Here is a 14,404-nt window from a genome sequence, read left to right as displayed (position 1 = left end):
AATTGATTTGTTATTTGATTGTTTGTAATGTTTTAAACTGCCATTACGATTACAGTTCGTTTTTTATATTAGTTAATTGTGTTCGAATAGTTTCTAATTTTCGAATAATTTCAAACTTATCTAAAGTTTTTTTCTGACCCTCCTTGAGATGAGTTTTTGCACCCTCAAGAGTAAAGCCTCTTTCTTTCACTAAGTGATAGATTAATTGTAAGTTGGTTACATCTTCAGGAGTGAACATACGATTTCCCTTAGCATTCTTCTTAGGTTTAAGAATATCAAATTCACTATCCCAAAACCGAATCAATGATGCATTCACATTAAAAGCCTTCGCAATCTCTCCTATACTGTAATACCTTTTATCTTTAGAAAGCTCTATATGCATATGATTTATTATAATTTATATTAAAAACTGATTTTGAAAACCAATTTTATCTTCTTTTAATTTTGGCATTCGTTAGCATTCAAAGATATATTTTGCTGAGAAACACCCGCAATCAAAGCCTGCAAACTGAAAACTGAGACTGCAAACTGAGACTATCAACGCAATCAAAGCCTGAAAACTGCAAACTGAGACTGCAAACCGAGACTGCAAACTTAAACCCCGCAAACTGAGACTGCCAACTGAGACTATCAACGCAATCAAACCCTGAAAACTGCAAACCGAGACTGCGAACTTAAACCCCGCAATCAAAGCCTGAAAACTGCAAACAGAGACTGCCTACTATCAACGCACCCCGAGACCGCCCACTCAAACCCCGCTTTAAATTAATCCAAAGACTGATTCTCTTGATTTGCAATTTGCGCTATCGCTACATATTCAACAGCCGAAATATTACCGTAATAAAAATTCAAAGGATTCACTACTTTTCCATCTTTATGTACTTCGTAATGGCAATGCGGCCCTTCAGATCTCCCTGTACTTCCTACATAACCTATTATGTCACCTCGTTTCACTCTTTGTCCTGCTCTGCAATTGTATTTGCTCATGTGTGCATACAATGTTTCGTATCCATAACCATGCCTAATTACAACATGATTTCCGTAACCCGATGCCGTATTGTCTGCTCGTGCCACTACGCCATCACCGGTTGCATAAATGGGAGAGCCAGTATTTGCTGTAAAGTCCATTCCCTCATGCATTTTACGAGCCTTGGTAAAGGGATCTGTTCGGTATCCAAAACCAGAAGCCATACGTTTTAAATTTTCATTCTTTACTGGCTGAATGGCAGGAATAGCTGCCAATAGTTTGTTTTTCTCTTTGGCTAATTTCAAAATGTAATCTAATGATTTTGATTGTATCGCCAATTCCTTTGATAAACCATCAACACGTTTTGTTGTGTTTAAAACCAACTGTGAGTTGTTGTATCCCTCTAATGCTGCGTAGCTTTCTAATTTTCCAAAACCAGATTTGCGAGCTTCCGTTGTTATTGCAGCGGTATTAAAATAGGTACGGTATAAATTATTGTCACGATCTTCAATAGCACTCAAGACATTATCAAACTGGTCCATCTTTTTATTTAAAACGGCATAATTTAATTTTAAATTCCCAATCTCTCGTTCTTGAATTAGGTCTTTTGGGGTCTTGAAGTACGGTGTGTTTAATAAAACTACAAAACTCAAGAAACCAAATAAGGCAGAAGCAACCAGAAACAAAACGATGTAGCCAAATTTCCTCCTTTTTTTTACCTTAATTTTTCGATATGCTAGATTTTCAGAATCGTAATAATATTTTACTTTCGCCATACTTTAAAATACCCTATTTTTGCACCTTATAAAAAGGTTAGGACAACAAATTTAATAAATGTTTCATTTGGGGACGTCCTTTTTTAAGAATAAATTAATAAAGTGCCTATTCCAGCTATCCGTTTCAAGTTCTCGTCTTGAAATCATTTTTTCTACTGCGCTAGTAGGAGCTTCTCCCGAAGGTTCGGGACATGTGCTACTTTCCCTAGAAAAAATAGATTTTAAAACTTTAAAGCTTTTCACTACTATCTGGGGCAAGAAATGTAATAGTAAAATGAGATAGTTTCAGGTCTAATTGACTTTACACCTCAAACTTTAAACTAAAATAAATAATGAAATCACAAGACGTACGTAAACAATTTCTAGATTTTTTTCAAAGCAAAGGGCATTTAATAGTACCGTCTGCGCCAATTGTCCTTAAAGACGATCCTACATTGATGTTTAACAATTCAGGAATGGCACAGTTTAAAGAGTATTTTTTAGGAAATGCCACGCCAAAAAGTAATAGAATTGCCGATACGCAAAAATGTCTTCGTGTTTCAGGAAAACATAACGATCTAGAGGATGTAGGTTTTGATACCTATCACCATACCATGTTTGAAATGTTGGGGAATTGGTCTTTTGGAGATTATTTCAAGAAAGAAGCACTACCATTTGCATGGGAATTTCTAACAGAGGTTTTGAAATTAGATAAAGACCGTTTGTATGTTTCTGTTTTCGAAGGAAACGAAGCAGAGAATGTCCCTTTTGACCAAGAAGCATTTGATATTTGGAAACAATTTGTTCCTGAAGATCGCATTATCCTTGGAAACAAAAAAGACAACTTTTGGGAAATGGGAGATCAAGGACCATGCGGACCTTGTTCTGAAATACATATTGATTTACGTACAGATGCTGAAAGAGCTGCCGTTTCAGGACGCAGTTTAGTCAATGCTGATCATCCTCAAGTTGTAGAGATATGGAATAACGTATTTATGGAATTCAACCGTAAAGCAGATGGATCACTTGAGAAATTACCAGCACAACACGTAGATACTGGAATGGGATTTGAGCGTTTGTGTATGGCCATTCAAAACGTAACTTCAAATTACGATACCGATGTTTTTACACCGCTTATCGCTAAAGTAGAGGAGATTACAGGGCTGAAATATACTTCAAACGAGATTAAGAACATTTCGGAAGAGCAAGATAAAACCAATATTGCAATTCGTGTCATTGTAGATCACGTACGTGCGGTGGCTTTTGCCATTGCCGATGGTCAATTGCCATCTAATACTGGTGCGGGTTATGTGATTCGTCGTATATTGCGTCGTGCCATCCGTTACGGATTCACATTTTTAGATACTAAAGAACCTTTTATTTATAAGTTGGTTGCTGTTCTAGCAGATCAAATGGGCGAATTTTTCCCAGAAATCAAATCGCAGCAAAACTTAGTGACTAATGTAATTCGTGAGGAAGAAGCTTCTTTCTTAAGAACATTAGATCAAGGATTGCAATTGCTTGAAAATGTAATTAGCGAAACAAAATCTGAAGAGGTAGCCGGAGCGAAAGCTTTTGAACTTTATGATACTTTTGGTTTTCCAAAAGATTTAACAGCCTTAATTTTAAGAGAAAGAGGATTAGCGTTAGACGAAGCTGGATTTGATGTAGCAATGCAAGAACAAAAAGCACGTTCTCGCGCAGCATCTGAGGTTTCAACTGAAGATTGGTCTGTATTAGTTCCTGGTAATGTAGAAACATTTGTAGGGTACGATCAAACCGAAGCTGATGTAAAAATTACTCGTATTAGAAAAGTAGATTCTAAGAAAGATGGTGTTTTGTACCAAATCGTTGTTGATAATAGTCCGTTCTATCCAGAAGGAGGAGGGCAAGTAGGAGATAAAGGAACATTGGTTTCGGCAAATGAGACCATCCAAATTATAGATACTAAAAAAGAGAATAACTTAATATTATTACTGGCGAAGCAGTTACCTGAAAATGTAAATGCAAGTTTTGTAGCAAAAGTAAATACTGATTTAAGAGCAGCATCTGCTAAGAATCACTCAGCAACACACTTGATGCATTTGGCTTTACGTACCGTTTTAGGAACGCATGTTGAGCAAAAAGGATCATTGGTAACGCCAAATAACTTGCGTTTTGACTTTTCGCATTTTGCTAAAGTAACTGATGAAGAATTAAAGCAAGTCGAAGATTTTGTAAACGCAAGAATCCAAGAGCAATTACCGTTAATTGAACGCAGAGACATTCCTTTTGCGCAAGCGGTAGCAGAAGGTGCTATGGCTTTATTTGGTGAAAAATATGGAGATTCTGTTCGTGCCATCAAATTTGGAGACAGCATGGAATTGTGTGGAGGAATTCACGTAAACAATACCGCTGAAATTTGGTCTTTCAAGATTGTATCTGAAGGTGCAGTTGCAGCAGGAATTCGTCGTATTGAAGCGATAACTTCTGATGCTGTGAAAAAGCATTATGCCAACCAAGAGGTATTGTTAAACGAAATTAAATTGTCGCTTAAAAATCCACAAGACGCTTTAAAAGCAGTTGTGGCTTTGCAAGACGATAATGCAAAATTGAAAAAGCAATTAGAAAGTTTGTTGAAAGACAAGGCTAAAAATATGAAAGGCGACTTAGCTAAAGAAATCCAAGAAATCAACGGCGTGCAATTTTTAGCAAAACAAGTAGACTTAAATCCTGAAGGGGCTAAAGATTTGGCGTACGAATTAGGAACATTAGGAACCAATATGTTTTTAGTTTTGGCTACAGCCGAAGAAGGAAAACCAATGTTGAGTTGTTATATTTCTAAAGAATTAGTGGCTGATAAAAACTTAAACGCCGGACTTGTCGTTCGTGAATTAGGTAAATTCATTCAAGGTGGAGGAGGAGGACAACCGTTCTTTGCAACTGCTGGTGGTAAAAAAGCAGAGGGGATTCCAGAAGCATTAGCTAAGGCCAAAGATTTTTTGGACTAATAATTTAATGTATTGCGTCACTATAGTTTTAGTAGTTAAAGTAAATTTGCCTGCGTAGCGTAGCATGGTTGTTGCATTATAAAGGTATAAAGCATGAAAAAAATTTAAAAAAAAGATGAAGAAAAGTAAAGGAGTTATTGGTTTGTTTATCGTGTTCATAAGTTTAATTTTTGCCTGCTCTGGAGAGAATCAATCTGAAGCTAGCTTGGTTAAAAAAGTGGTAGAAACTACTGAAGACGGGAAAGAAACAGCTACTGTTTACACTTATGAGGGCGACCTTATCAAAACGATAGATGCGGTAGCCACTTTGACTACTTTTACTTATACACAGGATTTAATTACAAAAAAATCAGTTCTAGATAAAAAAAGCAAAAAAACTGTAATTACGACCTATACGTATGATAAAGACCAATTATTAGAGGCTAAAACAGCATCTAATGGGGTAATATATACGCAAAAGGGTAAAGACACTATTAGTTTTGAGCACTATGATCTTGATGCAGATAACAAACAAAAAGTGCTGTTTACCGGATTGTTGATTTTTGAAAAAGGCAATCTTGCAAAGGAGGAACGCACAACGGTTTCTAATGATGGTAAAACAGTTGAGAAAGAAACGGTAGACTATGAATATGATGATAAGGTTAATCCATTAGCAGCAGCAAAAGGATTTGTAAATTTATTAGATTATAAGGAAATAGCTTCGGCAAATAATGTTACTATTATTGCGGTTACAAATAGCAAAAAAGAGGGAGATCAAGAGATTTCTGCTGCAAATTTATATATGTATAGCTATACCTATGATGAAAAAGGAAAGCGTCCTACGGAGCAAATCACTTCTGATGTGAGACCGCAAAACGGAAAATCAGGAGCGTTAAAAACCACTTATTTCTACAATGAGTAAAGACATGCAATTTAGAACCCAAATACCCATTCTTAAAAGTGGTCATGAAATTGATTACGATGCAAAGGTGGTGTCTTTGGGTTCTTGCTTTGCAGTAAATATGGCTGAAAAACTAGACTATTTTAAGTTTCAAAATAGCTGCAATCCTTTTGGTATCTTATTCCATCCTGTGGCAATTGAAAAACTGGTTAGTCACGCAGTCTTGAATAAACAGTTTACCGCAACTGACTTGTTTTTTCACAATGAGCGTTGGCATTGTTTTGATGCACATTCAGATTTGAGCAATAGTAATAAAGAAGAATTACTTAGAGATTTAAATGCTATTATAGTGGCAACTAGAAGCCAATTAGTTGCTGCAACCACTGTAATTATTACGTATGGGACCTCATGGGTGTATCGTTTTAATGAAACTGGTGAGCTTGTGGCTAATTGTCATAAAGTACCTCAAAAGCAGTTTAGCAAAGAGTTGCTTTCAATTATAGCGATCCAACAGAGTATCGAAAACACCCTGAAACTAATTCAATCGATTAATCCTGAAATTCACTTTATTTTTAGCGTTTCACCAGTACGTCATATCAAAGACGGTTATGTCGAAAATCAATTGAGTAAAGCGCATTTAATAAGTGCACTTCATTCCTCTTGCGATTTTAAAAATGCAGCTACGAGTTATTTTCCTAGTTACGAAATCATGATGGACGAGTTAAGAGATTATCGTTTTTATACTGATGATATGTTGCACCCATCAGCGGTTGCTATACAGTATATTTGGGATCGTTTTAAAGAAACCTATATTGCTAGTGCTGCCTTTGAAACTATGGATGCGATAGAGACAATCCAAAAATCATTACAGCATCGGTCTTTCAATCCAGATTCTGAGAGTCATCAAAAATTTGAAGCCAACTTAAAGGCTAAGATTGCTAAAGTAGTGGCTAAATATTCATTCATGAAATTTTAATTATGTTAAAGAGATTCTTCATTTTTATAGGATTAATAGGGACTGTATTACTGCTGTTCAAGTTTTGTGATTTTAAAAAATCCGATGATGCAACGACAATAGATAGTGCGGGTCTAATCCAGCAGCAAATTTTGAACGTAGGAAAGCTTATCGTTACCGAAGGGCATTTCTCAGAAGTGATCACGTACAAAAACCAAGAGAAGTATTTAATGGGAATGGTACACTTTGACAAGAAAGCTTTAGTGATAGTCAATGCAGATGTTTCGGTGGCTTACGACTTGCATAAGATGAAATACGAAATCGACGAAGCAAATAAGGTGATTTCAATTGTTTACATACCTAAAGAGGAAATAAAAATCAATCCAGATATTAAATTCTATGATGTAGAACAAAGTAAGCTGAATCCTTTTACGGCTGACGACTATAACAAAATCAACAAATCGGTTAAAGCGAATTTGGCTAAGAAGATCGAAAAATCTACCTTGAAATCAAATGCACAAAACCGCTTAATTAGTGAATTGTCGCAGTTGTTGATTACGACCAGTACTTTAGGATGGACCTTAAAATACGACGGAAAAGTTATTGAAAATAATGAAGCTTTGAATCAACAAATAAAGCTTTAAATTTTTATTTACCGTTTTTATTTACCGCAAATTCGCAGATTAAAAAGAGCTCCACTATGCTTTATAATGCTTTACAATAATACCGCAAATTCGCAGATTAAAAATAGCTCAATTCAGTATTGTATTACTTTAAAACAAAACCACAAGTGCGCTAAAATAATTTGCGAATTTGCGGTTAATTTTTTTGAGCATAGTAAGGCTTTTTAATTTTAAAATACAACCACAAGTGCGCTACAATAATTTGCGAATTAGCGGTTGATTTTTTTTAGCATAGTAATGTGTAATTATTAGTTGAGGTTTAATTCGTCTCAAAACAAAACCGCAAGTCCGCTATGATGATCAGCGAATTTGCGGTTTTTATATTTGTTGCATTCACATCTATCAGTGAATCTATTTGCTTTAACTAGGCGTTGGCTTTTTCGAAAATTAAATCCAGTCCACCACAAATTAAGTGTGCTACTTCTGGTCTTCTTTGTTTTTGTGTTTCAAGATAGGCGATTACCTCTTCCATTAAAAACATATCGTTGCGTTCTTGCAACAGTTCGGCGATTTCTACAGAAAGCAACCAATCTTTAGGATGGTTTTGCTGTACATCCCCAAAAATCACAACCAACGAAGAGGTAGTGTCTTTGCTCTCTCTAATCATTCGAACAGATTGATACAGAACCTCCAGATCATCACGTTCTGCGCTTTGTTGCGCTTTTATTGTTGTGCTAGAAGGCATGTGTGTGATTAAGTCGAAACTATTCACATCAGCGGGTCCAGAGAAAGCCGAAACTACTTTCTTTCCTACCGCCATATCATAAACGCCCCATTCCGGTTGGAACAAAATAGTTTCTCCATGCGTAACGGTACAATTTTTAAAACGAATCAAAATAATTTCACCCTGTAAGTTTCTAGAACCCGTTACGATTTCGCCCTCAACAACAACTCCTCCTTCAAACTCTAATCTTACCGTTTTAGATTCTAGAATGTCGTAAGCAAGCAAGTCTTTCGGACTCATGTCTTCTATAGCTAAGTTGATGCCTTTTAGTTTCCCAATCGGACTACCAAAACCGTCAGGATGCGTCAAAGTTCCGTGTCCTACCAATTCTTTTTCCCGTGAAGCGAGCGCTGTTTTTCCTGTTGACTGTATGTAAATTGGTTTACCTTCATGTGCAATCACATTAGTGAAAACACCCGAAATTTGCAATCCAGTACTCAATTCAATCGTTCCAAGAGCAGCTGAATTAATTAACTTCTCAATTCCAGATAGACCACCAGTACGCAACGCCATTTTATTAGCAAATTCCTCTAAAACCAAATTTAAATAGGCAAAAGTAGGGGTTACATACAGTTGTGGCTGTAGTTTTGTAATATCAAAACTTTGGTAAGCTGCTGATATATCATAAGGTATTTTTTTTACTTCTTGCGTCATGCAGTGCGCACTTTCTCCTATAGATGAAAGTAATCCAGCACCATAAATTTTAGGATCTTCAACAGTTCCAATCAAACCGTATTCTACGGTCCACCAGTGCAGGTTACGTATTTGAGCCATTTCAGATAATTCTCCCATGTTGTTTTGCAAGTCCTCCACTGCTTTTTCAGCAGCGTCGATCGTCGCTTGTGGCGTTCCTTCAGCCTCTTTTACAATCGATAAAAGTCGGATTGCCTCGTACATCTCGTAATCTTTGCTTGACGAAATCGCCTTGCAACCTATCTCTCCAAAACGGCGAAGATATTCCGCATATTCAGGATTGGCAATAATAGGCGCGTGCCCAGCACCCTCGTGAATAATATCTGGAGCAGGCGTGTATTCTATATGTTCGAGTTGACGAATATCTGATGCAATCACTAAAACGTTATACGCCTGAAACTCCATGAACGCATTAGGAGGAATAAATCCATCCACAGCAACAGCAGCCCAACCTATTTCGGTCAAAATACGGTTCATACCATACATACTAGGGATATTATCAATCTGAATTCCGGTTTTTTTCAAACCCTCTAAATACGAATTATGTGCTACTCGCGAAAGATAATCTACATTTTTACGCATCACATAGCGCCAAACTGCCTGATTAATAGGCGTGTAATCGCTATAATCCTGAGCTTTAATAAATTGCTTTAAATGTTTGGGTAATCGGTCTAATAAGGGATTACTTTCAATAGTTGCATTCATATCTAAAACGTTGTAGTGGTGAGCTACAAAAGTACGAATTATAGAAGCTATTTCCCGCTTTTCATTACAAGTTTTTATTGAGCCGTTTGTTTTTCTAAAGTTTCTAAAAGAGCTTCCTGCGGTCGCTTTTTATAAACTAGAAAAACCAAAAAACGGCTTGCATAAAAAGCTTTTCATTGCAATCGCGGCTAGGGGAGCTGTGGTACGATAGTATATGAAGGAACCAAATAATATAAGTAGTGACAAAAACGAATTAAGTGCAATTACAGTCATTGCTAGAAACGAAGCAATCATGTAAACTAAATTCTTTTACTTTAGATTTAATTTTTCAATTTTATTTCCCAATGTAAACGCTTTCATTTCGCTCTCTAAATCATGAAATTCGCCTTTCGTAACACTTTTAATTATTGTGCCATTCTTTAATAAAAAGATCTCGTCACAAGTGTCGTTTAGGGTTGAGAAAATATGCGAAGAGATTAGAACTGATTTCCCCATTTCTTTTAATTTACTAATTATTTCAGTGATGATCATGTTGCTATGAATATCCACACCGTTAAAAGGTTCGTCTAAAATAAACAGCTTGTTTTCTTGTAATAATATTGCAGTAAAAGCCAGTTTTTTCTTCATCCCGGTAGAATAATTAACAGCATATTCATTCAGCGGCAAATCAAATACATTCTTCTCGATTAAATTGTCACAAGCAACATTCCTGGCATTACAAAGTAATCGGATGTATTCTGCTCCTGTTATCTTTGGAAAGAAGAACGGCTCTGTTTGTAAATAACCAAGAAAATCTTTACTGTTTCCATAATCGCAATTTAGAATCCCTTGGTAGCTTTCTAAACCAGCGATGCATTTGAATAAGGTAGTCTTACCCGAGCCATTTTCGCCTACAATTCCGTAAACCTTTCCTTTCTCCAGTTTCAGGTTTATGTTTTCTAAGACTACTTTGCTACCAAATGATTTAGATACGTTTTCAATAGTAATCATTGTAATGTTTTTTTTAGCGTTTTTATTGATTGAAAATAGAGATAAGGGATAATCAGCACCAACAATGGGGGAAACCAAAATGTCAAAACTAAAATCACTCCAAACTTAATATTCAATTTTTCAGAAAACATAGCGTATGTCGCTAACATTACTGTAGATACAAAGAGATAACCCAAACACTGAAATGCTATTATTATCTCTATGTTTTCACTAAAGTACCAACATAAAATAACGACTATAGGCAGGGATAATATGCTAGCGTACTGGATAATATTTGTTAGCTTATATCTTAAAAACTCTTTTGGTTTCAAAGAAAATACCCAAACGTAAAATTCTTCTTCTGGTTTTGTATAATAAGCGAGGTAGCAAAGGAACGTAAGAAGTAATGAAAAAATTCCCAAATTAAAATTATCAGCATAGATTGACATAAACGTCAAAAAATAGGCAAAAGGGAAAACGAAATAATTTGACCGAAAGCCCACAGCAAATTCAAAAGGGCGTTTATAGAAAGGAGTGGGTAATGTAAATGTCGATTTATATTTTAAATCCATTAGTGATAAAAGGCCAGAGAATAGTGCTAATACACTAGCAGTCAAGTACAGTTGTTGATATGCCAAAAAAATAAGGAAGGGAGCTGCAAACAAACCATTTTCAATTAGTCTTATTTTCATGTATTGCACTTTAGAGAAGCAAAACTTCAAAAAGGTTGTTCGATTTCCTTCGCTCAATTTTATTATAATAGTCAAAGCCGCGGCAACATAGAGGTATTCGGCGTATTGCATTTTATCAAACAAACGAACAGAAATAAAAACAAACAATACACTACTAGCAACATACCCAATTAGAGGTTCGATTCCCCATTCGGTTAGATGTCTGTTTCCCATTTTATATTGTAAAGTGAAATATTCTTTCATTATTTAAGTAGGTTGGAATCTGTTTCAAGAACGCACTTCCTCGCGACTCCCACAAGTTAAAAAGCTGGTTTTTCCCATTGTTCAAAATGGACTATGGAATAAGCTATTTGGTTTCAAATAAATATAGTTATTTCTAAAATCCATTATTGTATTAAATCGTTTCAAAATACTATTTCCTATATTTTCATTATCCCCAACTCCTTCGACCTCTTCTAACTCAATTGACAGTGGAATTTTATACATTTCATATTTTCCCAATTTTAATATTGGAAGTATAACTTCTTTACTTTTAATTCTATTTCCAGCAGTACCAATTGATTCACTGGTTCCTGTTTCCTTCATGACGTTTATTAATGAATGCTCTTTGGCAAAAAACTGGCCTATGCTTAATTCTCCATCTGAACCGGTATCAAAATCAAACCAACCTTCCGTCTCTTTTCCATTTACAATTAGTTGACATTTTATATATGGAATACCGCCTATTAGTTTTAAATCAATTTTTGTGTATTCATTTGATAGTTCTGGTAATGACTGATGAATAGCCAGTATATTATTTTCATAATCAATTTCCACTATTTTATTTTCGAATGCCACCCAACCTATAACTGCGTCAAAAGAAGGTTTTTTGTAATCAATGGATAATAAGGTTACATCGCTCCAAATTAAATTATTAATCTCAACTGTATTTTTTCTACTGACACCTACCGTTGACACACCATCAGTACCTACATTCTCTCGATTGGAATCTATATTTAAAAGTACTTTTTTATTAATTATCGAGCTGGTAATTATGCAAGAACTCGCTCCAGTGTCAAACAGAAAGTTTAATATGGTTGATTGGTTTATTCGACCTTCAAAATGAATGCGGTTGTCTTCTCCTAGTTTGAATGGAATAGTGTCAATTGCTCCTGCATTAGCATTCAATCTAGTGTAGAAAAGTTTTGGGTCTAGGGAAGGCTCCTCGTTCGAATAGGTGTTTATTTGACTGTAAGCTTTTTCTTTTCCATCTAATAATACAATAAAATCATATTTTTTGTTTGGCTTAACTGTAAACTTGATTGAATCAATATCTGAATAAAAAACAATTTGCTTAGATCCTTTAAATGCATTTGTAACAAATACATCAGGCTTTATTTTTGGTGATACATTCCAAGTTTTTTTGTAAAGAGATGTGCCTTCTTTTATATCTAATTCCTTAATATTTGATTTTAGAATGGGCAATTTGACTTGTGAATACACATTTTGACCTATTATCACAAATAAAAAAAATGCTAGTAAAATATGTTTCATTGTTTCGTTTATTGTATTAAATCGTTTTAAAATACTATTTCCTATATTCTCATTATCCCCAACTCCTTCGACCTCTTCTAACTATTTATTTAAATTGTGATTAATAGCAGCTGATTATTGAATTAACTGATACAGTAAAATGAGTAGAAAAGGAATCAAATTATTTAGTGCATGGAAGAAATAAGAATGCCAAATACTGTATTTTTTTGCTATATAACATAGAAATAGTCCGGAGATTATTTTATCGGCTATTGGAATTAAGTTCAACCAGATAAAAGTATCGTAATTGAATAAATGGACAAAGCCGAACAAAATTGCTGAAATTAAAGTGATTGCTATGGTGTTTCTTGCTATAAAACGCAACATAGCATGATATGCTCTTTTGTTGAAGAGAACTATTAAACTTAAAATCGATACCATTACTAAAATAGCTGTACTAGCTGTTTCTAGTTTAATAAAAGAACTCGTAAAAAAGAGTACTGCTATAGCGCTTAACATAAAAATTAGTCGCGATTTATACTGTAAGAATCCCCTAAAGACTAATTCTTCGATTAATGGTATTAGAAGTACAAAGGAAAAAAGTTTTGCAGAATTAAATTTTGCCAAATCTCCTTCATCGATAAACGGATTGTGGGTAAATAGTGATTTTACATATACACTTAAAAAATTCAGTAGCGTAAGAATAAGAAATATAAAGAAATCTCGTTTAAATGGCCCCATAAACTTTTGATTGGGGTTTTTAAAGAAATTCAAAAAATCAACTTTTATTAAATTGTATGGCAATGTATTGTATTTTAACGCTTTAGGGCGCATTCGTTAGTGAAATTTTAGTTTTGTTTGGTTGCTATTTCTTTAATATTAAAAGCAATTTGAAACAGAAAACCCACTACAATTTAGCTTGCAAAAAGCAGCCTCAAAGTACTAAGTGGCCACTATGCCGTTTGTTCTAAAGTCGTTTTCTTTACTAGATGAATACCACCAATGCTATAGGCTACATCGATTGGGATTGGTTTATCATTGAGGTGGAAAGAGCCATTTTTAAAAGGGGTCATTCTATCATCGATTAGCCAGAAGTACTCCCCCTTGTTAAATAGCATCTCCAAGTTAAAATTTGTCAGGGTAACTGGCTCCACATAGTCAACCACTCCTAGTTTGTTTAACTCGGGTATTGTAATTTGTTCTCCGTTTAGTTCGCATACACATTTATCCCCAAGTCCTGGCATTCCAAACCACGGCATGGCCTGCGCAACTTGTAGGGTAACGTTTGGAACATCGCCCACAAACAAGAAGTTTTTGATTTTGAAAGTTTCAAATACAGGAGGAAGCGATTTTTTAGGAAATGGCTCTTCGGCTTTCCAGAAGAACATTACCTTGTTAAGCCATTCTGGATCGTTTTTATCGGTACAAACTAGGTTGTCTGTGTAATAATGCATGTAGAGTTGGCTTGCTCGTAGTAAAATCGTCGATTTGTCAATGCTTTCGCGCTGCTTTGCGGTCAATTGTCTAATAACTTTATACCCTTGATTTTCAGCTGTAGCAATAAAAGTTTCTCCTTTTTCTACTGCAATAGTTTCATTTTTCACTATGTTTTGTGAGCGATCCTCTGCTTGTTTCTTTCCAAAAAGTTTTTCTAAAAATCCCATAATATAATCAGTTGTAACGTGTGTTGTTTTCTTTTAAGTTCTCCATTATAACATGGCTGGAAATAGATAACCGAGCCATTTTCTACGTCATAGCACTTGATGTGCAGTGGAAACTATAGCTTGTTATTTTGCCTTGTGTAACCGTTTGTATTAACTAGCACCTTTCTATTGTACATGTTGGTTCTAGTACTGAAACCAATTTGCAATTAAAGCGA

The 14,404-nt window shown here is 35.2% G+C and carries 12 protein-coding genes; 4 read left to right on the top strand and 8 right to left on the bottom strand.

Annotated features, from left to right (window positions below):
• Nucleotides 1–49 precede the first annotated feature (49 nt).
• Together HNQ00_RS05205 and HNQ00_RS05200 are read right to left on the bottom strand one after the other, a co-directional pair.
• The gene (locus HNQ00_RS05205; RefSeq protein WP_173837266.1) at nt 50–382 is read right to left on the bottom strand and encodes a MerR family transcriptional regulator; all 333 of its coding nucleotides are present in this window, start codon (nt 380–382) and stop codon (nt 50–52) included.
• A 383-nt stretch (nt 383–765) separates the two neighbouring features.
• Nucleotides 766–1,743 carry a M23 family metallopeptidase gene (locus HNQ00_RS05200; RefSeq protein ID WP_173837265.1) on the bottom strand — a complete coding sequence of 326 codons (978 nt, stop codon included), beginning with the start codon at nt 1,741–1,743 and terminating at the stop codon, nt 766–768.
• Nucleotides 1,744–2,075: 332 nt separating this feature from the next.
• On the opposite strand from HNQ00_RS05200, the gene alaS reads away from it, so the two are divergent.
• The 4 genes from alaS to HNQ00_RS05180 all read left to right on the top strand — a co-directional run bounded on the left by alaS (nt 2,076) and on the right by HNQ00_RS05180 (nt 7,191).
• Nucleotides 2,076–4,712, top strand: coding sequence for an alanine--tRNA ligase (gene alaS, locus HNQ00_RS05195; protein WP_173837264.1), 2,637 nt, complete (start codon nt 2,076–2,078; stop codon nt 4,710–4,712).
• 115 nt (nt 4,713–4,827) lie between these two features.
• On the top strand, nt 4,828–5,613 hold the full coding sequence (locus HNQ00_RS05190) for a hypothetical protein (protein ID WP_173837263.1): 786 nt from the start codon (nt 4,828–4,830) through the stop codon (nt 5,611–5,613).
• 4 nt (nt 5,614–5,617) lie between these two features.
• Nucleotides 5,618–6,568, top strand: coding sequence for a GSCFA domain-containing protein (locus HNQ00_RS05185; RefSeq protein ID WP_173837403.1), 951 nt, complete (start codon nt 5,618–5,620; stop codon nt 6,566–6,568).
• A gap of 2 nt (nt 6,569–6,570) precedes the next feature.
• A complete protein-coding gene (locus HNQ00_RS05180; RefSeq protein WP_173837262.1) occupies nt 6,571–7,191 on the top strand; it encodes a DUF4230 domain-containing protein in 621 nt (206 codons plus the stop codon).
• A 403-nt stretch (nt 7,192–7,594) separates the two neighbouring features.
• Here HNQ00_RS05180 and HNQ00_RS05175 read toward each other — a convergent pair whose 3' ends face one another.
• The 6 genes from HNQ00_RS05175 to HNQ00_RS05150 all read right to left on the bottom strand — a co-directional run bounded on the left by HNQ00_RS05175 (nt 7,595) and on the right by HNQ00_RS05150 (nt 14,189).
• On the bottom strand, nt 7,595–9,352 hold the full coding sequence (locus HNQ00_RS05175) for an aromatic amino acid hydroxylase (RefSeq protein ID WP_173837261.1): 1,758 nt from the start codon (nt 9,350–9,352) through the stop codon (nt 7,595–7,597).
• A gap of 309 nt (nt 9,353–9,661) precedes the next feature.
• On the bottom strand, nt 9,662–10,342 hold the full coding sequence (locus tag HNQ00_RS05170; protein WP_173837260.1) for an ABC transporter ATP-binding protein: 681 nt from the start codon (nt 10,340–10,342) through the stop codon (nt 9,662–9,664).
• Nucleotides 10,339–11,256 (bottom strand): ABC transporter permease, encoded by a 918-nt coding sequence (locus HNQ00_RS05165; protein ID WP_173837259.1) that lies wholly within the window; start codon nt 11,254–11,256, stop codon nt 10,339–10,341. Before HNQ00_RS05165 ends, HNQ00_RS05170 begins: the two co-directional genes overlap by 4 nt.
• A gap of 81 nt (nt 11,257–11,337) precedes the next feature.
• Nucleotides 11,338–12,546: an aspartyl protease family protein gene (locus HNQ00_RS05160; protein WP_173837258.1), complete on the bottom strand. Its 1,209-nt coding sequence runs from the start codon at nt 12,544–12,546 to the stop codon at nt 11,338–11,340.
• 114 nt (nt 12,547–12,660) lie between these two features.
• Nucleotides 12,661–13,359 carry a M949_0222 family glutamic-type intramembrane endopeptidase gene (locus HNQ00_RS16390; protein ID WP_463671349.1) on the bottom strand — a complete coding sequence of 233 codons (699 nt, stop codon included), beginning with the start codon at nt 13,357–13,359 and terminating at the stop codon, nt 12,661–12,663.
• A gap of 119 nt (nt 13,360–13,478) precedes the next feature.
• The gene (locus HNQ00_RS05150; protein ID WP_173837256.1) at nt 13,479–14,189 is read right to left on the bottom strand and encodes a hypothetical protein; all 711 of its coding nucleotides are present in this window, start codon (nt 14,187–14,189) and stop codon (nt 13,479–13,481) included.
• Nucleotides 14,190–14,404: the final 215 nt, after the last annotated feature.

This window comes from Flavobacterium aeripolare (assembly GCF_013294025.1).
In the GTDB taxonomy this organism is placed as follows: Bacteria; Bacteroidota; Bacteroidia; order Flavobacteriales; family Flavobacteriaceae; genus Flavobacterium.
This window is presented reverse-complemented; position numbering and strand designations above follow the sequence as displayed.